Genomic DNA, 22,443 nt, shown 5'->3' with positions numbered 1-22,443 from the left:
TTTATTATAATGCGTTTTTATTTTTTATAAGGAACTTAAAATGCAAAATTACAAAAAAGCTCTTTTTGCACTAGCTCTTAGTGCTTTTTGTATGGGTGTAACCGAATTTGTTATGGCAGGAGTTTTGGTTGATGTTGAAACGTATTTTAGCGTAGATGCAAAAACCGCAGGATATCTTACAACCTTATATGCTATAGGTGTTGTTATAGGCGCTCCTCTTATTACCATACCTTTAAGTCGTTTTCATAGGCATACACAACTTTTAATCAATCTTGGAATTTTTGCTCTAGCAAATTTCATTATCTTTTTTAGCCAAAATTTCTATCTTACAGCATTTGCACGTTTTATAGCAGGAACACAACATGGGGTATTTTTTGTCATTGCTACCTTAGCTGTAAGTGCTATAACCCCAGATGATAAAAAATCAAGCGCTCTGGCTATAATGGTCACAGGACTTACTGTAGCCTTGGTTACTGGAGTGCCGCTTGGAACTTTCATAGGGCATTATTTTGGCTTTAAATTTATCTTTTTACTTATTTTTATCATTACAAGCTTAGCATTTTTTGGAGTATGGCATATGATGCCCAAAAATTTACATCCTAGTCCCACAAGTCTTAAAAATCTAATCCCTGCTTTTTCGCATCAAAATTTGTTAAAAACTTATACTATAACCATTTGTAGCTGTGGGGCTCAATTTGTTCTTTATACTTATTTGCAAAAATTACTTGTAGAAATAAGCGGTTTTAAAGTCCAAGATACAGCTTATATCTTGCTCTTATATGGAATTTGTGCAATTTGTGGGAATTTATGGGGCGGAAAAATAGTAGGTAAAAAAGGTGCTATTTTTTCCTTGCGTCTTATTTTAAGCATACAAGTTCTAGTATTTTTAAGTGTATTTCTCACCATGTATTCTAAAATTTTAATCATTTTTAGCGTAGCCTTGATAGGATTTTTTGCCTTTTCAACCATACCTGCACTAAAAATGCTTAGCATTACTAAAGCTAAACGCCATACTTATAAAGTCATAGACAGCACAGTAAGTGTAAATGAAGCAGCTTTTAATGTAGGCATAGCCTTAGCAAGTTTTTTAGGTGGGATTGTTTTAGCAGGATTGGGTATAGAATTTAATGCTTTATTTTCGGCACTTTTTGTAAGCCCTGCTTTGATTTTTGCCTTACTTTTTGCCAAAGATAAATTAAATTATAAAAAATTTCAAAGAAAAAGTTTAAAAAAGATATAAATTGGAATAGAAATTGCTTGTTTATTTAATGTAAAGTTAAATAAAGGAGGAGAAAATGGTAGTAGATAATACTCAAAAAACATCAAATGCTATTTTTAGCACCACAACAAAGGTTAAAGAGAAAAATACTTCAGCAGATGAATTTCAAGCCACATTAAATGAAGTAAAAAACAAAGAAGAAAAGGAAGAAGAAAAAACAAGCTCAAGCAAATTTACTAATGAAGACATTGATCTTGGTGCTGTTAGAGAAGATTTTAGATCTTATGCTTGGCAAAAAATGAGAGAAGATCAATACAAAAAAAATGAGGAGACTTTGCTAAATAAGCTTTTTGCTACAATTGACGCAGGAAATGCCACAAACAATACAAAGGCTTAATATACAAATCAAAACTCAAACTACACAAACGAGAATTCCAATAATTCTCGTAAATTTTCTAATAACTCCAGATAAAATGAAAAAATTTATTATTTCCTCCATATGAAGAAAATATAGAAAAATTGACCAATTTAATTTATCAAATTCTGTTATAATTTTGCTAAAAACAAAGGAAAATAATGATTTTTATTGATGCTTGCTTTAAAAAACCTACACCCTACACCCCTATTTGGATGATGCGTCAAGCAGGAAGATATTTGCCAGAATATATGGAAGTAAGAAAACAAGCGGGTGATTTTCTCTCTTTATGCAAAGACTATAAAAAAGCTTCTGAAGTTTCTTTACAGCCTATTGATATTTTAGATGTAGATGCAGCAATCATTTTTTCAGATATCTTAGTTGTTCCTCTTGAAATGGGTATGAATTTACGTTTTGAAAAAGGAGAAGGGCCTGTTTTTGATAATCCTATTTCAACCCTAGAAGACTTAGAAAAACTTGACGATCAAAATGCACATAAAAAATTAAATTATGTCTATGATGCCTTAAAGCTTACTAGAGAAAAATTATCTCAAAACAAGGCTTTAATAGGATTTTGCGGAAGCCCTTGGACTATAGCTACCTATATAATAGAAGGAAGTGGAAGTAAAAATTATGCAAAGTGTAAAAAAATGCTTTATCAAAACCCAGAACTTTTACATAAAATTCTAAACAAACTAACTCAAGTTTTAAAACTTTATTTAGAAGAGCAAATTAAAGCAGGTGCTAATGCTATACAAATTTTTGATAGCTGGGCAAGTGCTTTAGAATACGATAAGTTTTTTGATTTCTCTTTTAATTATATGCTTGAAATTTCAAATTTTATTAAAAGCAAATACTCAAACATACCTGTAATTTTATTCCCTAAAGGCATTAGCGGTTATTTGGATAGAATCGATGGTAATTTTGATGTTTTTGGGGTTGATTGGAGCACTCCGCTTGATTTAGCACGTGATAAACTATCACACAAATACACTCTTCAAGGCAACATGGAGCCTTGCAGACTTTATGATAAAAATGCCATCAAAGAAGGAGTGGAAAAAATACTAAAAACCATGCAAAATAAAGCTCATATTTTCAACTTAGGACATGGGATCTTGCCTGATATTCCTGTTGAAAATGCAAAATATTTTATCAAGCTTGTACAAGAAAGTTCAGCTAAATGAAAATACTCTTTGGTCCTGTTAGCTCAAGGCGTTTTGGAAGATCTTTGGGTATAGATTTAAGCCCTAGTAAAAAACAATGCAATTTTGATTGTGTTTATTGTGAGCTTGATCCAAAAAAAGCCCAAGAAAAACAGGACGAAATTATCAGCATAGATAAAATTATCTCCGAAGTTAAAGTTGTGCTTGAAAAAAATGTTGAATTTGATTTTCTTACCCTTACTGCCAACGGAGAGCCTAGTCTTTATCCTTATTTAAATGAGCTTATTTTATCTTTACGCAGCATTGCTAAAGATAAAAAATTGCTTATTTTAAGCAATGGTACAGCTGTATTAGATGAAGGCAAATTTAATGCTTTGCTAAAACTAGATGTAGTCAAATTTAGCCTAGATAGTGCAGTTGCTAAAACTTTTTATCGTATTGATAGAGCTTTAAAAAACATTGACTTAGAAAAAATGATAGAAAAAATGGCAGATTTTAGAGCTAGGTTTAATGGAGATTTGATTATGGAAATTCTAGTTGTTAAAGATCTTAATGACAACGAAGAAGAATTTAAAGCACTCAATCAAGCTTTAAAAAAAATCATGCCTTTAAGGGTTGATCTAAGCACCATAGATAGACCTCCTGCTTATGCCGTTAAAAAAGTAAGCGAAGAAAAACTTTTAGAACTTTCTAAACTTATAGATTCTACTCCCGTACTCTTAGCCAAAAGGCATTATGAAGGTGAAAAACTAAGCTTCAATAAAGAAGAATTATTAAAAATGCTTCATTTACGCTCACAAAGCGAAATAGACATAGAAACGAAATTTGATAAACAATCCAAAACTCTCTTAAATCAACTTATCAAAGAAAAAAAGGTAAAAATTCTCGATTTAGCTGGAGTTAAATTTTATAAAGTTTAGGCCTTTGGCAAATACTTCCTAAGTAAAGTTATAAGATCATTTCTACTTACATCACTTAAAACTTCACTCACACAATCAAAATCCCTAACTTTTTCCTTTGAAAAAAAGATGATATGGCTTTGCGGATGCTGTTTTTTATAAGCACTTAGCAAATTTCTCATTTGCTCAAGATCAAATTTAATTAATTCATAATCAAGCAAAATCAAACGATAAGTCTCCTTGCTTAATTCTTGTTTTAATTGACTAAAAGAATTTATACATATATTTTTATCGCATTGTTTTTCTATTATATTAAAAAATAAGGTTGCATCAAAATCATTTTGTTTAAAAAGCAATACATTATTTTGATAAGGGGTTTTAAATTTTAAAGTGCAAACCTTATCAAGCTTGTTTTGCAAAATATTTTCAAGATCTTTTTTTTCAAAAGGTAAAGTTAAAAAATACTCATAATGTGTATTTTTATGCCGACCCATCACTATAAAATCATAGTTTTTCTTTACATTTTCATTTAAAATTTTATCCTTAATAAAAATCAAATGAAAGTCATTAACATCAAAACTTAAATTTTTAAAACAAGTACTTTCTATGCCAAAATACGAAAGCAAATTTGCAAGTAAAAAATTTTCAAGCTCATCATTATTAACTATAGCCACACTTGCTTCAAACTGCAAAACCTTTCCATGAGATGTCCCTATAATGCTTTTATGATGCTCTAAAGCCTCATTTAATTCTAATCTAATTTGATCTTTTTGAGAAATTAAGGCATTTAAAATCAAAGAATTAATTTCTTTATTATACCCTTCATTTAAGCAACGCATTGCATTGGATATATTTCCAAGCTGATATAAATTTTCTTCTAATAAATGCAAATATCTGTCTTTTTCATGGGATATTTTAGTTAAATTTTGTCCCGTAGTTTCAAATTTTTCCTTTAACAAATCAAGCGCGCTATCAACATCAATCTTTTTTTGAAAATTTAAAAAATCATTTTGCATACAAAAAATTTTTTGATATATTTTGTTTATATTTCTATTTTGTCTAAAAGCAAAAATAAAAAGTGTTAAAGATAAAACAAAAATGCTAGAAAACATACCTATTTTCAGTTGTTCAGTAACACTATCAAGCTTTAAGATATCAATACTTAAATACGCTAAAATTAGATTAAAAATAAAAATTATCCCCGCTAATATCAAATCAATTTTCCTTTATCTTTTGCGCCGCTTTCTTGCCCACAAGCATTGCAAGATCTTTAAAATCAGCCTTATATATAGATTCAAAATTTCCATAATACGCTAAAAGTTTTTGTATAACCCCTGAACTAAGTCCTAAATTTGCAAGCTTAGAACTTTTCAAGTCCTGTTTTTTCTTAGTATTTTGATGAAAGCTGATAGCAAAACGGTGCGCTTCATCTCTTAATTTCTGTAAGAATTGTAGTTTTTTATCGTTAATACTTAAGCTAAATTCTCCTTTTAAGGAATGAATTTTATCCTTAGCACCTCCTTTAGCCCTATGTGCTTTTGCATCGATTTTTTCTTTTGAAATAGCTAAAATATCGACATTAGCTCCACTACTTACAATAATTTCTTTAGCCAAATCAAGCAAAGCCTTTCCTCCATCTATAAGCCATAAATCAGGAGGGGGTATTTTATCAAAGTCCAAAGCCCTACGCGTTAAGACTTCACGCATTTGTTCGTAGTCATTTTTATGTTTTAAATGAAATTTTCGATATTTTGACTTATCCCAAGAATTCATTCTATAAGTTACCATAGCTCCAACATTTGCCACACCTTGCAAATGAGAATTATCAAAAATTTCTATATCATTTGGTAAATTTTCAAGTTCAAAATAAGACTTTAATTCTTTTTGCATAGTAAAATCATGATTTTTTTGCTCTTTTTCTATATTTAAAAGGGCATTTTGAAAAGCCAAATCACAAATTCTTCTTTTTTCTCCTATTTTAGGGATTTTAATACTGATTTTTTTATCAAACCTTTGGCTTAAAATTTCTTCTAAAAGCACTCTATCTTCAAATTCTTCATAAACATAAATAACATTTGCAAGCAAAGGAATATCCATACTAAAATTTTCTAAAATCAATTGCTTATAAATTTCATTTTTATCCCATTGTATATCATTTTTTATAGGAGTAATCTTAGAATTTGCACTGATAATTTTTCCATTTTGCACCACAAAACGCAAGGTTGAAAGCATAGAATTTTTAAAAGCTAAAGCAAATACTTCAAAATCTTCTAATTTTGCAATATCTATTTCAACCTTAACTTCCAAATCTTTAATCGTTGCAATCTGATCCCTTACTTTAGCTGCTTCTTCGTAATTTTCATTTTGCGCTAAAACAAGCATTTGTTTTTCTAAATTTTTTATTAAAATACTAGGATTTAAAAGTGCGTGCATAGTCTCATCTAAAATTTCAAGGTATTTTTCCCTGCTGATACGTTTATCACAAGGCGCAAGACAACGAGAAATTTGATAAAAAATACAAGGAGATTTGCAACTTGCTTTTTGCTTTAAAGGATAGTATAAATAAAGCGCATCTAAAAGCTCTCTAGCACCTTTAAAAAAAGGGCCAAAATATTTGATTTTGCTTTTTTTTACCAATTTTCTAGTGATCTCAAAGCGTGGAAATTCTTCTTCAGAATCCACATAAATATAAGGATAAGTTTTATCATCTCTTAGTAAAATATTATATTTTGGATGCAGTTGTTTGATAAAAGAATTTTCCAAAATCAAAGCATCGGCTTCTGAATTAGTAGTGATAAATTCCAAATGCACTGTTTCTTCAATCATTTTTTGAATTCTTAAAGAATTTCTTGGATTTGCGTGTAAATTTGGAGTAAAAGCAAAATAAGATTTGATACGATTTTTAAGATTTTTAGCCTTACCTACATATAAAAGCTTTCCTTCTTGATTGAAGTATTGATAAACTCCAGTGCTATTGGGAAGAGTTTTTAACTCATTTTCTAAATTCTCTTTAGTCAAGATTAGAACCCTTTTTGATAAGTTCTCTTAAATCTTCAAATTTCTTAAATAATTTTTCATCTTTAAAGCAATTTTTAAATTCACCCTTAGAAAGCTCCAAATAAGAATTTTTAGAGAGTTTTTCATCATTTTTGTTTTTATTTGTTGCATAAGTGTATTTTTGGGAAAAGATTTTTATATCTTTTATATCAACAAATCCACTTAAAGGATATTTTTGTCCATATGCTTTTATGAGAAATTTAATATAAATTTTGCTATCATCATGATTTAATTCTTGATAAGCTGCTGGATGTAAGGTTATTATATTTAAAATATGATTTTTTACATAAATTTTAGCAATCAAACGTTGCTTAGCAAGCGGAAAAGAACTTAAAAAATCTTTGCAAAAAAATAAGGTTTTTAAAGGCTTATAATGAGGTTTATCCATCAATTCATTAATAACAGCACTAGCGTTTTTAGTCATCTTAATATTATTTCTTTTTCCCATAAGATGATTTTAGCATTTCTTTTCTTAATTTTCTTCTGTGCTTGCGGATATAAAGGCAACCCTCAATACACAAGCTATGAACAAAATGGCTCAGTAAAAACCATTAAAAAATACGAACAATTACATAGGTGGTAAATAATGAAAAAAGCAGATATTTTAGTTTTAGACTTTGGCTCTCAATACACTCAGCTTATAGCAAGACGCTTAAGGGAACAAGGAGTTTATGCAGAAATTTTACCTTTTAATGTAAGCTTAGCTGATATTAAGGCGAAAGAACCAAAAGGTATTATTTTAAGCGGAGGTCCAGCAAGCGTATATGCAACTGATGCGTATTTTTGCGATAAAGGCATATTTGACTTGGGTTTACCTGTTCTTGGAATTTGTTATGGTATGCAGCTTATGGCACATCATTACAAAGCTACAGTTGCACCTGCAGGACATAAAGAATACGGTAAAGCAAACATAGAAGTTAAAAAAGATAGTGCTTTATTTAAAAATCTTCCAAAAAAACAAACCGTTTGGATGAGTCATTCTGATAAAGTAGAAAATTTACCTCAAGGTTTTGAAGTTTTAGCCACAAGTGAAAATAGTCCTTTTTGTGTTTTTGGCAACGAAGATAAGAAATTTTTTGCTCTACAATTTCACCCAGAAGTACAACACAGTGAATTTGGCAAAAATATCTTAAAAAATTTTGCTAAATACGCTTGTAATTGTGAAAGCGTTTGGAATATGGGTTCTTTTGCAAAAACTCAAGCGGAAAAAATCCGTGAAGAAGTAGGCAGTGATAAAGTGCTTTGTGCTGTAAGTGGCGGAGTAGATAGTAGTGTAGTTGCTGCACTTTTAGCCAGTGCTATAAAAGAGCAAGTTATAGTAGTTTTTGTAGATAATGGACTTTTAAGAAGCGGAGAAAAAGAACAAGTTGAATTTATGTTTAAAAATACCTTAGGTATCGATCTTATCAGCATTGATGCAAGTGAAATTTTCTTAAGTCGCTTGGCTAATGTTAGAGATCCTGAGCAAAAAAGAAAAATTATAGGAAATACCTTTATAGAAGTTTTTGAAGAAGAAGCAAAAAAACATAAAGATGTAAAATATCTCGCTCAAGGCACACTTTATACTGATATCATAGAAAGTTCTGTTGTAGGTGCAAGCAAAACCATTAAAAGCCATCATAATGTAGGGGGCTTACCTGAAAAAATGAATTTTAAACTCATAGAGCCTTTAAAAGAAATTTTCAAAGATGAAGTGCGTGCCCTAGGACTTGAGCTTGGACTTAGCAAAGAAGTGGTTTATCGCCATCCTTTCCCTGGACCAGGGCTTGCTATACGCATTATGGGAGAAGTAAATCGCCCTAGCTTAGAACTATTGCGTAAAGCTGATGTAATTTTACTTGAAGAACTTAAAAGCACAGGTTGGTATGATAAAACTTGGCAAGCATTTTGTGTGCTTTTAAATGTTAAAAGTGTTGGGGTTATGGGGGATAACCGCACTTATGATAATGCAGTTTGCATACGCGTTGTAGATGCAAGTGATGGTATGACAGCTACTTTCTCGCATTTACCTTACGAAGTTTTAGAAAACATAAGTCGCCGTATCATCAATGAAGTAGAAGGCATAAACCGCGTTGTTTATGATATCTCAAGCAAACCACCCGCAACCATAGAATGGGAATGATCCATTTTTTCTAGCTCTTATTTTTATTATAAAATTTTTATAATAAAAATAAGGCTAGAATTTATTTAAGAAATTTCAAGGAAGAAATATGCATGGAAAAATAGCTATTTATATGGATTCTACAGGACGTGGAACCGTTACAAACTCAGCAAATACCTTTTTTGACTTCAATCGCCAAATTTGGAATGATAAAAAAAGTATGCCAAGTGTTGGTATGCTTGTGGAATTTAGAACTCTTTCTAGCGAAAAAAAAGCAGAAGACGGCAAGCCCGTTCAAACAAGCAAAACCATAACGGGTATAAAACCTTCAAAATTTCAAGAATTTAAAGAAGGGGATTTTATCACTGAGCATGATTTTTGGAAAACTGATAATGATGATGAATTAGAAGACTTGCAAAACTCAAGAAGAAGTGCTTATATAACAGAACTCTATAGAACAACAGACTTTGACAGTATAGAAAAAATTCCTCTTTCTTTTACTATACCTCAAGCTATACAAAAATATTTTGCCCATGAAATTTTATCCGTAGAAACGCTTCAAGCCAATCTACAAGATGAAAAGGAAATTCCTTGCATACTTGATTATCTTATACTTAAAAGATTTTTATTTAAAGCTTATGATACTTTAATTTTTATGGATAATAGCATAGACCAAACCCAATTTAGCGCGTTAAAAAGTATCATGATGCATTTAGAGAATTCATATAAGCAAATGATAGCTGATCAAAAACCAAATATCACTAAAATTTTTAACGAAACTTTTTTATCTTTGCAGTGTCATTACCAAGCTTTAGTAGCCACCATAGATACAAGAAAAAATCGTCTAGCCTCACTTGAAGCACAAATGAAAACTTTACAATCTGAAATAAATCTTAAAAGTAATGCGGCCAATGTAGACCCTGAAAAACTTAAAGCACGACAAGAAAGATTGGCTAAGCTACAAAAAGAAGCAGAATACTACAGAACAACACTAAAAAGACTTGATGCTATAAGGGAGGATTTTTATAAGAAAAATTACAATATTTTCGAAAATGCTTTTAAGCTTTCACGAGAAAAGCTCTTTAAAAAAATTGTCACAGGTTTAAATCTATGCGCAACCATAATGGATGTTAAAATTTGGCACTTATCTTTAAAATCATCAGGGGTTAAAAATTCTTATTTTACTATGAGCAATATAGAAAATTCTTTCTGTTCTCTTTCTTTTGCAGAACATTACTTAAGTCGCTTAAATAAATCCGCTCTAAATCCTTTTGACCAAAAACTTTTAGTGTATATTCAAAAAATTACAAAAGAACAAAGAAAAAAATTTTTAGTTGTCACATCGGATTTAGATTTATTATGCAAATTAAAAATTGAAAACTTTTCACAAAATCCATATTATTTAGTAAAATACGCACCTAAAAAAGTGAATTATCAGTCTTTAATGCGTGATAACACCTTTGATATAGTCTATATTGATGAAAAACATGTTTGGGAAAATGTTGCCGATATTATTTTACAAGGAAAGCATTTTGACAAATCAGGAAAAACCAAATTTAAACTGATTTAAGACATAGAAATTTAAGCTAAATTAAGTTATAATTTCCTTGCCTAAACAGTTTGTGGTATTTAAAGTGATCCAACACATTTTTATTAACTGCGATTGTGTGATTTACCGTGTTCTGTGGCATCGTTTGAGCTTTGAAAAAAGCGAGAAGTTGCAGCCTTTAAAAATTACCTAGCGGTTTTCTTTGACTTTTTGGGGTCAATCTTTGTTAAACGGCTGTTTGGGTTTAAAAGGAGATATAAATGAAAATAATGATTTTGGGTAGTGGTGCAAGAGAATATTCTATTGCTTTAGCCTTAAGAAGAGTAGACAAAAATTTAGAGTTTTATTTTGCTCCTGGAAATGGCGCTACCGAAAGTCTTGGAACAAATTTAAACCTAAAAGATCCAGTAGTTTTAGCAACCTATGCGAAAGAAAAAGGTTTTGATCTTTGTATAGTAGGAAGTGAAAGTTTTTTAGCTGAAGGTGTTGTAGATATTTTTAAACAACAAGGACTTGCTATTTTTGGGCCAAGTAAAGCTGCTGCAATGCTTGAAACCTCAAAATCTTTTATGAAAAGCTTTCTTAAAAAATACCGTATCAAAACAGCCAAATTTTTAAACACAAATGATATTGAAAAAGCAAAAAATTTTATACATAGTTTAACCCCTCCTATAGTAGTAAAAGCCGATGGACTTTGCGCAGGAAAAGGTGTTATCATAGCTAAGACTCATGAAGAAGCCATAGAAGAAACAGCTAAAATGCTGAGCGGAGAAAGCTTTGGAGATGCTGGAAAACTCGTTGTAATTGAAGAATTTTTAGATGGTTATGAATTAAGCATTTTTGCAGTATGTGATGGCAATGATTTTGTTTTACTTCCTGTAGCACAAGATCACAAAAAATTACTCGATAATGATCAAGGGCCAAATACTGGCGGAATGGGTGCTTACGCTCCTAGCTCTTTAGCGAATGAAAGCTTGCTTAGAAAAGTTCAAAAAGATATTATTTTACCGACTTTAGCAGGCATGAAAAAAGAAGGAGCGGAATTTTGTGGTGTTTTATTTATAGGCGCTATGATCGTTGGAAATAAACCTTATGTATTAGAATTTAATGTTCGCTTTGGAGATCCTGAATGTGAAGTTTTAATGCCTTTAATCGAAAATCCTTTGGAGCTTATTTTAGCTGCTACTCAAAGACGCTTAAGACACACAAAAATCAAAATCAAAAAAGAATTTGCAGTAGGGGTTGTATGCGCGAGTGAAAACTATCCTTACAAAAGTTCACCAAAAAGTGAAATTACTGTAAATAACATTCCTGAAAACTCTCATATCTCTTATGCTGGAGTAAGCCTAGAAGATGGCAAATTAATGGCTGATGGTGGAAGAGTTTTGGTTTGCGTTGGCACAGGAAAAAGTATAGAAGAAGCCCAAAAAAATGCTTATAAACTTTGCGATAATGTAAATTTCAAAGGAAAGCAATACAGAAAAGATATCGCTCATCAGGTTCTTAAATGAAAGAAAACTTACAAGACCGCTTAGAGCGTGAAAATCTAAAAATAGCAAGTTTTGGAAAAAGAGTTCTAGCTTTTTTAATCGATGATATGGTTATTTCTTTGATTGTGTTTATCATTTTTTATGATCGTCTAATCCAAGCAAAAGATTTATTTGAAACAACTCAAATTATAGGAAATTTTTATCTTGGCTTCATCTTGCTTCATTTTAGTTATCAAGCAATTTTTACTTATCTTTATGGGGCAAGTTTGGGAAAAATATTATGCAAAATTATCATCTTGGATGAAAATCTTCTTGACAAACCCAATCTCATCCAAAGTTGCATCAGATCTGCCATAAGACAGGTTAGTGCTATGGCATTTATGCTTGGATTTGCTTGGGCTTTAAGCAATGATTTACGTAAAGCTTGGGAGGATTATCTAGCAAGGACAATAGTAGTCGATGTGGCGTAAATTTTCCTTATTGCTAGGAACTAGCATAGCTTTAAGTGCAGCACAAGTTGATATTTACGCTCTTGATGCAAAAAAAGAAGGTGATATTCTTACTGCAAACAATGATGTTATTATTTTTTCTGATTTTTATTTCATCACTGCCAATAAAGCAATTTACAATGAAAAAACCGGAGATGTTGAGCTTTTTGGCGATGTTAACATCCTAAGGGGACAAAACGAAAGATCACATTCTGATTATGCTAAAATCAACCTAAATTCCAATCAAGCCGATTTTAGTAATTTTTTCTTTTCCAATAACAATCTTGAAGTATGGTTTCAAAGCAAAACAAGCCATCTAAATGATAAAGTCTTTGAAAGTAAAATTTCAGCAGTTTCAAGCTGCAATGTTGAAGATCCTGATTGGGAAATTCGTTTTTCAAAAGGCTGGCTTAACCGGGAAACCAATTTTGTTCATCTTTACAATGCAAGATTATATGTTAAAAATACCCCGGTTTTTTATCTACCTTATTTTGGATTTAGTGCTGATACTCATAGACAAAGCGGGCTTTTAATCCCAAAAATCGTTTTAAAAAGTAGCGAAGGCTTATACTATGAACAACCTATTTATATAGCCACTCAAGAAAATTGGGATTTAGAACTTGATCCACAAATTCGAACAAACCGTGGTTTTGGACTTTATTCTACTTTAAGATTTCTTGATTCTCCATATTCAACAGGAGAATTAAATTTTGGTGCTTTTAGGGAAAATAGCTCCTATTTTCACGATGAAAATTTGAAAAACCAAACCCACTATGGAATAGAACTAAAATACTCAAGAGATGATTTAATCAAATCTTTACTCAGTGATAATTTCCAAGAAGGCCTATGGATAGATGCAACCTATCTCAACGATGTGGATTATTTAAATTTAGGAAGTAGAGATTATCGAGATCTTAACTCGCTTGTAACCTCCAAAATCAATTATTTTTTAGCCGATGAAAACAATTTTTATGGAGCTTATGCAAGATATTATATCGACACATCTAAACTTAGCAACAATACAACCTTGCAAGAATATCCAAGCTTTCAATATCATAGATTTTTAAATAACCTTTTTGATGAACGCTTGCGTTATTCATTTGATGCTTCATTTCATAATTTTTATCGACCTGCTGGTTCTTATGCAAATGAGTTAAATTTAGACTTGCCTATCTCGTATCACAATGCTTTCTTTGGAGACTTTTTACACTTTACTTTTACAGAAAGATTTTATGCTTCTTTTGTAAATTATAGCAACGATCCCGAAAGAAACCATGAGCATTATTTTAGAAACACTCATGATTTTAATCTCTACACCGATCTTTCAAAAGCTTATGAAAATTTCTTTCATACTTTAAATTTAGGAGTGAATTACATTTTACCAGGAGCAAAATCAGGTAAAATCACGCAAGATTATCTTGAAGAATACGACAAAGAAAACGAACATACAAGTCTTTATGCTGTGCAATATTTCTATAACAACGAAGGACAAAAAAAACTCAAACACAGATTTTCACTTGACTATCTCAATAAACAAAATAAATTCTATGAACTTGAAAATCTTTTAACTTATTATTTTAATGAAAACATCAATCTCAACAGCGAAGTGCTTTACTCTTATGAGCAAAGTCGCTTTACCAATGTCATCAGCCAAATAGAAGTCAATACAAATTCAAAATTTAATTGGATGTTTTCTCATGCTTATCAAAACGATGAGTATGGAAAATATAGCTTTATTGGCACAAGAGCAAATTATATTGCCACACCTAATTACAATTTATTTGGTGGAATTTGGTTTGATACTCAAAGAGCTCATGCAAACATGTGGGAACTTGGCTATACCTACCAAAGAAAATGTTGGAACTATTCTTTAATGTATAGAGAAAGAATCGATCCACAACTCACAAGTGGTGGTATCACAGCTAAAAATCAAAGCGGAGTTTATTTTATTTTCAACTTCTATCCTTTAGGAGGGGTAAAATACGATTTCTCTTTAGCAGAAAGTGAAAACAAAATTTAAAAAGGATGAAATTTGCTAAATATTTTAAAAAATTTTACGAATTTATTATCTGGTAAAAAAGGAAAAATAATGCAATACAGCATAGAAATTAACAAAAATACAGAAATATTTGATATAGATAAAGTCGCCAAACAAGCTGCTGGTGCTGTTTTAATGAGACAAGGCAAAAGCGTTGTTCTAGCTACAGTTGCAAGAGAAGAAAAACAAGTTGAAGAAGATTTTTTACCTCTAACCGTCCAATACATCGAAAAAGCTTATGCCGCAGGAAAAATCCCTGGTGGCTATGTTAAAAGAGAAACCAAGCCAAGCGATGCAGAAACCTTAACAGCACGTATTATCGATAGAAGCTTACGCCCTCTTTTTCCAAAAGGCTATGCTTATCCAACTCAAATCGTTGTGATGGTTCTCTCAGCTGATCCTAAAGTAGATTTGCAAGTAATGAGCTTAAATGCCGCAAGCGTGGCACTTTATCTTAGTGATATACCTATGAAAGCTCCAGTATGTGGTGTTCGCATAGGAAAGATAGATGGAAATTTCATACTCAATCCAAACAATGAAGAGCTTCAAAATAGCACTCTAGATCTCTATGTAGCAGGTGTAAAAGATGAGCTTTTGATGATAGAAATGAGAGCCTTACCTGATCAAAAAGAAAATGAAATTTTTATCGAAGCTCCTTATGCTGATGTTTTAACTCAAACCACTTCACAAAATATGAATGAACTTAGCGAAGATGAAATTTTAGAAGCTCTAAATTTAGCTCAAAAAGCTATATTAAATGGTTCAAATGCTTATGAAGAAGCCTTTAGCAAACACAAAAAAAATTCTCAAATCGAACTAAAAAATGAGATTGAACATCCTGAAATTTTAGCTTTTATAGAAAATAATTTCCAAAAACAAATCAAAGAAGCCATCAACCAAATGGCAAAAAGTGAAAGAGCAAGCGAACTAAATAAAATCGCTAAAGAAATTTTAAATCTTGAAATCGCTAAAGACTGGAGCGAAGAAAGTATCTTAAATACCTTAGCTAAAGTCAAACGCAAACTTATTCGTGAGCAAATTTTAAATGAAGGCAAAAGAGCTGATGGTAGAAGTTTAAACGAGGTGCGTCCTATCAGTATAGAAACCAATATCTTGCCAAACGCTCATGGCTCTTGTCTTTTCACTCGTGGACAAACTCAAGCTCTAGTGGTTGCAACCTTAGGCGGAGAAAACGATGCTCAAATGATAGACTTGCTTACAGAAAAAAATCCTATAAGCGAACGCTTTATGGTAAATTATAATTTTCCAGGTTTTTCAGTAGGCGAAGCAAGTCCTATCAAAGCTCCAGGAAGAAGAGAGCTAGGACATGGAAATTTAGCCAAAAGAGCACTTTATCCAAGCATAGATGAAAACTATCCTTATGTAATCCGCTTAGTCAGTGAAATTTTAGAAAGCAATGGCTCAAGTTCTATGGCAACGGTTTGTGGCGGATCTTTAGCCCTAAAAGCAGCAGGAGTGCCAAGCTTAAAACTTGTTGCAGGAGTAGCCATGGGGCTTATCTTTGAAGATAGCAAATTTGCTGTTTTAACAGATATCATGGGACTTGAAGATCATGATGGGGATATGGACTTTAAAGTAGCAGGAAGCAAAGACGGCGTTACTGCTCTTCAAATGGATATAAAACTAGGCGGAATCGATCAAGAAACACTAAAACAAGCTTTATACCAAGCCAAAGAAGGAAGAATTCACATCCTAAATATCATGGAAGAAGCCGCCAAAGAAATCGTAGTCAATGAAGAAGTTTTACCTAAACTTGAGCTTTTTAGCGTTGATCCTTCAAAAATCGTTGATATCATAGGGCAAGCTGGAAAAACCATCAAAGAAATCATAGAAAAATTTGGCGTTTCTATAGACTTAGATCGCGAAAAAGGTGAAGTAAAAATAGCAGGTAATCAAAACGAACAAATCAAAGCCGCAAAAGACTACATCATAAACATCACAAGCTCTCAAAAAGGAACTAAAAAAGGCTCTAAAGACAAAGATATATCAGACTTTGAACTTGGGCAAGAATTTCAAGGTATTGTTAAAAAAATCGCTCCTTTTGGAGCCTTTGTGGAACTTAAAAATGGTGTTGATGGTTTATTGCATAGTTCAAAAAGCAAGCATCTTAATTTAAGCGAAAACCAAAGCTTAAAAGTTAAAATCAGCGAAATTAAAAACGGAAAAATTTCTGTGGATTTGTGCGAGTGAGTGAATTTCTAACTCATCCTTTTGAGCCTTTTTTTGACAAGGATTCTAAAATCTTAATTTTGGGCTCTTTTCCTTCTATTAAATCAAGACAAGACGGCTTTTATTATCAACACCCAAGAAATCGTTTTTGGCCTATACTAGAAACACTTTTTGATGTAAAATTAGAAAATATCACAGAACAACAAGCCTTTTTAAGAAAAAAACATATCGCTCTTTGGGATGTACTTCAAAGTTGCAAGATAAAAAATTCAGATGATAAAACCATAAGTTATGCAAAAGCTAATGATTTAAACCTGATCCTTTCTCAAGCCAAAATCCAAGCCATTTTTACCACCGGACAAAGTGCTTATAAATTTTTTACTAAATTTCACTCTCATTTAAAAGCCGTAGCCCTACCCTCAACTTCTCCTTCAAATTTAAATTTTTCTTTTGAACAGCTTTTACAAAACTATGAAATAATCAAAAAATTTACAAAATAACAAACTAAGCATCACTCAAGCAAGAAAAGAAAAAAGCTAGTTTACATCTAGCTTTTGCGTGTTATCCTTAAATTCAAATTCCACTCTCTTAGCCCCAAAACCTTTAGCAATAGCTTCTAAAGTATCCTTAGCACTTTTATGAATTTTGCTTTCTAAATTTTGGATAAGATTTAAAGACAAGTCTTTAACCTCATCTTTGGCTTCTTTTATGAGTTTGTTTTTATCACTTTCGCTAAAATTAATTCCCGTACTATTGATAGAATCAGGCAGTAAAAAAGGTAAAAATTTAGCATTTTTTTCATCATAAAATTTCATATCTATGATGCTGTGTTTGTATCTACACTCTGGCATGATGATCTTATAAGCATCGTCCCCTAAAGGCAAAATATCAAAGTTTTTATCCCTTAAATCATACAAGAAAGTGATCTCAAATTCAAAAATCAAAGCAATCTGTCTTTCACTCAAAGACCATCCTAAAAGATTTTTCCAAATTCCATTAAAAGCACTATCTTTTTTAGTGACAATCTCTTTGCTAAAAACCTGAAAAACACTTAATTCTCCTATGGATTTAAGCTGCATAATATCGCTAAAACTTTGCGTGCTTTTTTCTTCTATTTTAGGGCTTTTGTACTGCCTAAAAAGCACTATAAATAAAAGCACAAGCAAAATCATCACTAAAACAAATAAAATCATTTCCATTTTAAACCTTTCTAAATTTATAAACCTTGATTTGAAAAGATATATTTTTTCTCAAACGCTAAGAAAATAAAAGCATTAATGATAAAAATCAAACACACAAAAGTAAAAACAAATTCCACGCTAAAATGCGAAGCCATAAGCCCTCCACCAAAAGCACCACAAAAATTTCCCAAAAATTGACAAGTTTGATTAAAACCAAAAATCACACTTAAATTTTTAGCACTCACGCTTTTTTTAAGCAAGGCATTCACACAAGGCAAAAGCCCTCCAAGCCCTATACCTATAAGCAAACGCACGAAAATAAGCATATAAACATTACTTGCTACAGCCTGCAAATAAAAGCAAATTCCACAAAATATCAAAGCTCCAAAAATAATCTTACTAGGCCCTATCTTATCAGCGATTTTTCCAAGTTTTGGTGCGAAAAAAAGATTGCTAATCCCACTTGCAGCCACCACTATACCCGCCCAAAGAGCTAAAGTTCCACCTTGATGAATTTGCTCAACATAAATACTTAAAATCGGCATCACTCCAAAAGTACCAAATTGTATCACAAAAGTAGTGATAAAAAGAACGATGATAAGGGTTTTGTTTTCTTTTACTTTTTGGGTATTTTTCTTCGCCTCTTTTTGAATTTTTCTTTCATGGATGAAAAAATAAATCGTCACAAAAGAACAAGCGATCAAAAAAGCCACCACATCAAAAACCGCACTAATGCTAAAAAATTCAGCCACAAAGCCACCAAACAAAGGCCCAAGCAAACTTCCACTTATAGAAGCCGTAGAAAGAGTTCCTAAAGCATAAGCCACTTTTTCTTTAGGTGCTATCACAGCGATAAACACAACAGCAGCAGAAGTAAAACCTGAAATTATCCCTGTTAAACCCCGCACAAAAACCACTTCTAAAGCACTATGAGCAAAACTGAGCCATAAGGTTAAAACCGACATCCCAAAACTTGCACGAAGAAGCATATTTTTATAACCATACTTTGCACCCAAAAAAGCCCATAAAGGCGAAAAAACAGCCATAAAAAGCGGAGTGATCCCAAAAGCAAGTCCTGAATAAAACGCTATTTCACTCGTATTAACATGTCCTAGTTCTTTGATATAAAAAGGCAAAATCGGAGCGATTTGACTAAGCCCCATGCTTGTGGTAAAAACACCAAACCAACACACAAGCAAAGTTCTATTGAAATTTTCCATGGATTTATTGTATGATATTTTTTATAATTTTTAATTAAAACTCAAGGATAAAAATGAAAAAAATACTCTTTATATGCTTAGGCAATATATGCCGTTCACCTATGGCAGAATTTATCATGAAAGATCTTGTCAAAAAAGCAAATTTAGAAAAAGAATTTTTTATAAGCAGTGCTGGAACTTCAGGAGAACACGATGGAGAAGGTATGCACTATGGTACCAAAAACAAGCTTGCCCAACTTAACATAGAACACAAAAATTTCATAAGCAAAAAACTCACTCAAAAGCTTTGCGATGAAAGCGATTTTTTAATCACTATGGACAATTCCAACTTCAAAAATGTTTTAAAAAACTTCACCAACACCCAAAACAAAGTTTTAAAAATCACTGATTTTAGTCCTAGTCTAAACTATAATGAAGTCCCTGATCCTTGGTATAGTGGGAATTTTGATGAAACTTATAAAATTTTATCCCTAGCTTGTAAAAATTTACTTGTTTTTTTATCAAAATAATTTAAAACAACTATATATTACTTCTCGTTTACTTTTTAGACTTATACTTCTAAACGAACCGAAAAACATTCATAAGAAAAACTCCTTAAAATTATACGCCTAGCTTAAATCCCTTTAGCTAGGCTTTTCTTTAGATGTTTTTATCCTTCAGATTTAAAATTTTTACTATTTTAAGTGCTTCTTAAGAAAAAACTCCAAATTTATGTGCTACAATTACGATGTTTTATTAATTTTTGACAAGGAGAATTCTCATGAAACTAGTTAAACTTAGTTTAGTTGCAGCTTTTGCTGCAGGTGCTTTTTCAGCAGCTAACGCTACTCCACTTGAAGAAGCAATCAAAGATATCGATGTATCTGGAGTATTAAGATACAGATATGAAAGTAGCAATCCATGGAGCAATGATAATTATGGTTCTGGTATTTCTGGTAAACAAGATCATAAATACAGAGCACAAGTTAACTTTAATGCCGCTATAGCTGATAACTTCAAAGCTTTTGTTCAATTTGACTATAATTCGAAAGATGGTGGTTATGGTGAAAATAGCATCAGCAACACAAGTGATACCTTAAGTGTTCGCCAATTATATTTAACTTATACAAATGAAGATGTTGCAACAAGCGTAATCGCTGGTAAACAACAACTAAACACTATCTGGACTGATAATGGAGTTGATGGTTTAGTTGGAACAGGTATTAAAGTAGTAAACAACAGCATCGATGGTTTAACTCTAGCTGCTTTTGCAGTAGATAGTTTCAACGAAGCTTCAGACTCTACTGTAATAATCACTCAAGGTATTGATAACAAAATTACAGGAGTTCAATTTAATCGTGGAAATCCTCAAGGTGATAGCGATACAAGCGGTGCTTTAAACTGGGATAAAAATCTTTATGGTGCTGCTGCCATAGGTTCTTATGAATTCTTAGGTGGACAATTTAATCCTCAATTATGGTTAGCTTATATGAGTGATAATGCATTCTTATATGCTGTAGATGCAGCTTATAGCACAACTATCTTTGATGGAATCAACTGGACTCTTGAAGGAGCTTACCTAGGAAATTCCTTGGATAGCAAACTTAAAAATGCACTTTCAAATCAAGCAGCTAACGGTAATTTCTTCGCTTTAAGAGGTAGTGTTGAATTAAATGGTTGGGATGCTAGCCTTGGTGGTTTATACTATGGTAAAAAAGATAAAGTTACTTTAACCACAATTGAAGATCAAGGTAATCTTGGCTCTTTGCTTGCAGGTGAAGAAATTTTCTATACTAATGGTTCTAATTTAAATGGCGATATTGGTAGAAATATCTTTGGTTATGTAACTGCTGGATATACTTTTAATGAAACAGTTCGCGTTGGTGCTGACTTTGTATACGGTGGAACAAAAACAGGGGAAATTGGCAATGGTGGTAAGAAACTTGAAGCTGTTGCAAGAGTAGATTACAAATACTCTCCAAAACTTAACTTCTCAGCATTCTACTCTTATGTAAATGTTAATACAGATCCTGAAAGCACTCATCACGATGCTGTAAGACTTCAAGCTCTTTACAAATTCTAAGAAGCTTTTAAGTCTAACTTCAAGGCGGGGTTTTACTCCGCCTTTTTTTATGCATTATTTTTAAAACTTAAATTTATATAAAAGATTTTCCCAAGCTAAAAGCTTTAGGAAAATTAAGACTTAAACCAATTAGCGATTTTTTCAAAAAGCCCTTTTTGCTCTTGATGCATACCATCTTTGATACCAAAACTTTCACTTAGTTTTTCTAAAAGTTCTTTTTGTTCATCGTTTAAAGAAGTTGGGAATTTGATAGAAATTTGAACGATTTGATTTCCTATGCGAGAACTATGAACATCTTTTACTCCTTCTTTTTCAAGAACAAATCTTTGCCCATCTTTAGCACCCTTTGGTAAATTTAAACTTGCTTCACCGCGTATGGTGGGTACTTTTATACTCTCTCCTAAGATAGCTTGAGTAAAAAACACTGGAAATTCTATATATATATCGTCATCATCTCTGATAAAAGTATCATCTTCAGCAGCGATAATCTTAACATACATATCCCCTCTAGTGCCATTTTTTAAGATATTGCCTTTAGCATTGACACGAAGTTTCATACCTGTATCTACACCTTCTGGGATATTAAGCTCGACACTATCTTTGCTTTCATTATAACCTAAACCTTTACAGTCGCTACATTTTTCACTAGCTTTTTCTCCACTTCCTTGACAATCAGGACAAGTTTGTGCAAAAGTGATAAAACCTTGAGAAATTCCAACTTGTCCTCTACCTTGACACTTTGGACAAGTTTGAAGTTTTCCATCTTTAGCCCCTGTTCCATTGCAAGTTTTGCAAGAACATTTATAAGTAAAGTCTATATTTTTCTTGCAACCAAAAACCGCTTCTTTAAAACTTAATTTTAAATTAACGATAAAATCTGAAGGGATTTTCTCATCATTTGAACTCTTTCTACGACGCGATGATGAGCCAAAGCCTTCTCCAAAAAAACTAGAAAATATATCTCCTAAATCCTCAAAACCACCAAAACCTGAGCTATTAGAACCAAATCCACCGCCTTTTAAAGCATCTTTTCCATATCTATCATAAATAGCTCTCTTTTCATCATTACTTAAAACCTCATAGGCTTCATTAACAAGCTTAAATTTCTCTTCTGCTTCTTTATCGCCTTGGTTTCTATCGGGATGGTATTTTAAAGCCATTTTTCTATAGGCTTTTTTTATGGTTTCTTTATCAGCACTTTGCGTGATTTCAAGAATTTCATAATAACTTATTTCCACATTATTCCTTTAAAAAATTTAAAATTTTGCTAGAATTTTAATCTTAAAAATTCAAAAATCTAATTTTAGCAAAAATAAAATCAATAATTTATCAAATTTTAAATAAAATTATGCAAATATTATAAATCTTAGA

The 22,443-nt window shown here is 31.8% G+C and carries 19 protein-coding genes; 13 read left to right on the top strand and 6 right to left on the bottom strand.

The annotated features are described in order from the left end of the window. The first annotated feature begins 40 nt into the window (after positions 1–40). The 4 genes from AJ887_RS09510 (at position 41) to AJ887_RS09495 (ending at position 3,717) form a co-directional block, all read left to right on the top strand. Complete coding sequence (locus tag AJ887_RS09510; protein WP_070233565.1) at positions 41–1,240, top strand: MFS transporter; 1,200 nt, start codon at positions 41–43, stop codon at positions 1,238–1,240. A gap of 55 nt (positions 1,241–1,295) precedes the next feature. Next, positions 1,296–1,616, top strand: a complete 321-nt coding sequence (ciaC, locus tag AJ887_RS09505) for an invasion antigen CiaC (RefSeq protein WP_002866237.1) — start codon at positions 1,296–1,298, stop codon at positions 1,614–1,616. A 179-nt stretch (positions 1,617–1,795) separates the two neighbouring features. Then, positions 1,796–2,818 carry a uroporphyrinogen decarboxylase gene (gene hemE / locus AJ887_RS09500; RefSeq protein ID WP_070285143.1) on the top strand — a complete coding sequence of 341 codons (1,023 nt, stop codon included), beginning with the start codon at positions 1,796–1,798 and terminating at the stop codon, positions 2,816–2,818. After that, positions 2,815–3,717, top strand: a complete 903-nt coding sequence (locus AJ887_RS09495) for a radical SAM protein (RefSeq protein WP_070240392.1) — start codon at positions 2,815–2,817, stop codon at positions 3,715–3,717. The genes hemE and AJ887_RS09495 overlap by 4 nt, the downstream gene beginning before the upstream one ends. On the opposite strand, the gene AJ887_RS09490 is transcribed toward AJ887_RS09495, so the two are convergent. From AJ887_RS09490 to AJ887_RS09480, 3 genes are read right to left on the bottom strand one after another with little or no spacing between them, the layout of a single operon-like run. After that, positions 3,714–4,910, bottom strand: a complete 1,197-nt coding sequence (locus AJ887_RS09490) for a hypothetical protein (protein WP_070240391.1) — start codon at positions 4,908–4,910, stop codon at positions 3,714–3,716. The genes AJ887_RS09495 and AJ887_RS09490 overlap by 4 nt on opposite strands. Before the next feature lies 1 nt (position 4,911). Next, a complete protein-coding gene (uvrC, locus tag AJ887_RS09485; RefSeq protein ID WP_070240389.1) occupies positions 4,912–6,714 on the bottom strand; it encodes an excinuclease ABC subunit UvrC in 1,803 nt (600 codons plus the stop codon). After that, a complete protein-coding gene (locus AJ887_RS09480) occupies positions 6,707–7,201 on the bottom strand; it encodes a hypothetical protein (RefSeq protein ID WP_070240387.1) in 495 nt (164 codons plus the stop codon). The genes uvrC and AJ887_RS09480 overlap by 8 nt, the downstream gene beginning before the upstream one ends. Positions 7,202–7,339: 138 nt before the next feature. Between AJ887_RS09480 and guaA the strand changes: the two genes are divergently transcribed. From guaA to AJ887_RS09445, 7 genes are all read left to right on the top strand, one after another. Then, positions 7,340–8,875 (top strand): glutamine-hydrolyzing GMP synthase, encoded by a 1,536-nt coding sequence (gene guaA / locus AJ887_RS09475; RefSeq protein WP_070240385.1) that lies wholly within the window; start codon positions 7,340–7,342, stop codon positions 8,873–8,875. A gap of 88 nt (positions 8,876–8,963) precedes the next feature. Next, a complete protein-coding gene (locus AJ887_RS09470; RefSeq protein ID WP_070240383.1) occupies positions 8,964–10,424 on the top strand; it encodes a hypothetical protein in 1,461 nt (486 codons plus the stop codon). Positions 10,425–10,663: 239 nt separating this feature from the next. Beyond that, positions 10,664–11,914: a phosphoribosylamine--glycine ligase gene (gene purD, locus AJ887_RS09465; protein WP_002861945.1), complete on the top strand. Its 1,251-nt coding sequence runs from the start codon at positions 10,664–10,666 to the stop codon at positions 11,912–11,914. Then, entirely contained in the window at positions 11,911–12,363 is a 453-nt protein-coding gene (locus tag AJ887_RS09460; RefSeq protein WP_002855813.1) for an RDD family protein, read from the top strand. Before purD ends, AJ887_RS09460 begins: the two co-directional genes overlap by 4 nt. Continuing rightward, positions 12,353–14,401, top strand: a complete 2,049-nt coding sequence (locus tag AJ887_RS09455; protein ID WP_070240381.1) for an LPS-assembly protein LptD — start codon at positions 12,353–12,355, stop codon at positions 14,399–14,401. Before AJ887_RS09460 ends, AJ887_RS09455 begins: the two co-directional genes overlap by 11 nt. A 69-nt stretch (positions 14,402–14,470) precedes the next feature. Continuing rightward, positions 14,471–16,630, top strand: coding sequence for a polyribonucleotide nucleotidyltransferase (locus tag AJ887_RS09450; RefSeq protein ID WP_052949410.1), 2,160 nt, complete (start codon positions 14,471–14,473; stop codon positions 16,628–16,630). Next, positions 16,627–17,109 (top strand): DNA-deoxyinosine glycosylase, encoded by a 483-nt coding sequence (locus AJ887_RS09445; RefSeq protein ID WP_070274396.1) that lies wholly within the window; start codon positions 16,627–16,629, stop codon positions 17,107–17,109. The genes AJ887_RS09450 and AJ887_RS09445 overlap by 4 nt, the downstream gene beginning before the upstream one ends. A 36-nt stretch (positions 17,110–17,145) precedes the next feature. On the opposite strand, the gene AJ887_RS09440 is transcribed toward AJ887_RS09445, so the two are convergent. Both AJ887_RS09440 and AJ887_RS09435 read right to left on the bottom strand, forming a co-directional pair. Continuing rightward, complete coding sequence (locus AJ887_RS09440) at positions 17,146–17,808, bottom strand: DUF4230 domain-containing protein (protein WP_070210324.1); 663 nt, start codon at positions 17,806–17,808, stop codon at positions 17,146–17,148. Between the two features lie 17 nt (positions 17,809–17,825). After that, positions 17,826–19,010 (bottom strand): MFS transporter, encoded by a 1,185-nt coding sequence (locus AJ887_RS09435; protein ID WP_070285141.1) that lies wholly within the window; start codon positions 19,008–19,010, stop codon positions 17,826–17,828. Positions 19,011–19,063: 53 nt separating this feature from the next. Between AJ887_RS09435 and AJ887_RS09430 the strand changes: the two genes are divergently transcribed. Continuing rightward, the gene (locus tag AJ887_RS09430; protein WP_002861952.1) at positions 19,064–19,519 is read left to right on the top strand and encodes a low molecular weight protein-tyrosine-phosphatase; all 456 of its coding nucleotides are present in this window, start codon (positions 19,064–19,066) and stop codon (positions 19,517–19,519) included. Between the two features lie 251 nt (positions 19,520–19,770). Next, complete coding sequence (locus tag AJ887_RS09425; protein ID WP_070285139.1) at positions 19,771–21,072, top strand: major outer membrane protein; 1,302 nt, start codon at positions 19,771–19,773, stop codon at positions 21,070–21,072. A 113-nt stretch (positions 21,073–21,185) separates the two neighbouring features. Here AJ887_RS09425 and dnaJ read toward each other — a convergent pair whose 3' ends face one another. Then, positions 21,186–22,310, bottom strand: a complete 1,125-nt coding sequence (gene dnaJ, locus AJ887_RS09420) for a molecular chaperone DnaJ (protein ID WP_070278238.1) — start codon at positions 22,308–22,310, stop codon at positions 21,186–21,188. Between the last annotated feature and the right edge of the window lie 133 nt (positions 22,311–22,443).

The organism is Campylobacter sp. BCW_6466, assembly GCF_001762835.1.
Classification (GTDB): domain Bacteria; phylum Campylobacterota; class Campylobacteria; order Campylobacterales; family Campylobacteraceae; genus Campylobacter_D; species Campylobacter_D jejuni.
The sequence above is the reverse complement of the archived record's forward strand: the minus strand, read 5'-3'. Positions and strand labels throughout refer to the sequence as shown.

Excerpts from the sequence above, each read along its gene's own strand:
- AJ887_RS09510 (WP_070233565.1), top strand. The coding sequence starts at position 41 with ATGCAAAATTACAAAAAAGCTCTTTTTGCACTAGCTCTTAGTGCTTTT.
- ciaC (WP_002866237.1), top strand. The coding sequence starts at position 1,296 with ATGGTAGTAGATAATACTCAAAAAACATCAAATGCTATTTTTAGCACC.
- hemE (WP_070285143.1), top strand. The coding sequence starts at position 1,796 with ATGATTTTTATTGATGCTTGCTTTAAAAAACCTACACCCTACACCCCT.
- AJ887_RS09495 (WP_070240392.1), top strand. The coding sequence starts at position 2,815 with ATGAAAATACTCTTTGGTCCTGTTAGCTCAAGGCGTTTTGGAAGATCT.
- AJ887_RS09480 (WP_070240387.1), bottom strand. The coding sequence starts at position 7,201 with ATGGGAAAAAGAAATAATATTAAGATGACTAAAAACGCTAGTGCTGTT.
- guaA (WP_070240385.1), top strand. The coding sequence starts at position 7,340 with ATGAAAAAAGCAGATATTTTAGTTTTAGACTTTGGCTCTCAATACACT.
- AJ887_RS09470 (WP_070240383.1), top strand. The coding sequence starts at position 8,964 with ATGCATGGAAAAATAGCTATTTATATGGATTCTACAGGACGTGGAACC.
- purD (WP_002861945.1), top strand. The coding sequence starts at position 10,664 with ATGAAAATAATGATTTTGGGTAGTGGTGCAAGAGAATATTCTATTGCT.
- AJ887_RS09460 (WP_002855813.1), top strand. The coding sequence starts at position 11,911 with ATGAAAGAAAACTTACAAGACCGCTTAGAGCGTGAAAATCTAAAAATA.
- AJ887_RS09455 (WP_070240381.1), top strand. The coding sequence starts at position 12,353 with ATGTGGCGTAAATTTTCCTTATTGCTAGGAACTAGCATAGCTTTAAGT.
- AJ887_RS09450 (WP_052949410.1), top strand. The coding sequence starts at position 14,471 with ATGCAATACAGCATAGAAATTAACAAAAATACAGAAATATTTGATATA.
- AJ887_RS09440 (WP_070210324.1), bottom strand. The coding sequence starts at position 17,808 with ATGGAAATGATTTTATTTGTTTTAGTGATGATTTTGCTTGTGCTTTTA.
- AJ887_RS09435 (WP_070285141.1), bottom strand. The coding sequence starts at position 19,010 with ATGGAAAATTTCAATAGAACTTTGCTTGTGTGTTGGTTTGGTGTTTTT.
- AJ887_RS09430 (WP_002861952.1), top strand. The coding sequence starts at position 19,064 with ATGAAAAAAATACTCTTTATATGCTTAGGCAATATATGCCGTTCACCT.
- AJ887_RS09425 (WP_070285139.1), top strand. The coding sequence starts at position 19,771 with ATGAAACTAGTTAAACTTAGTTTAGTTGCAGCTTTTGCTGCAGGTGCT.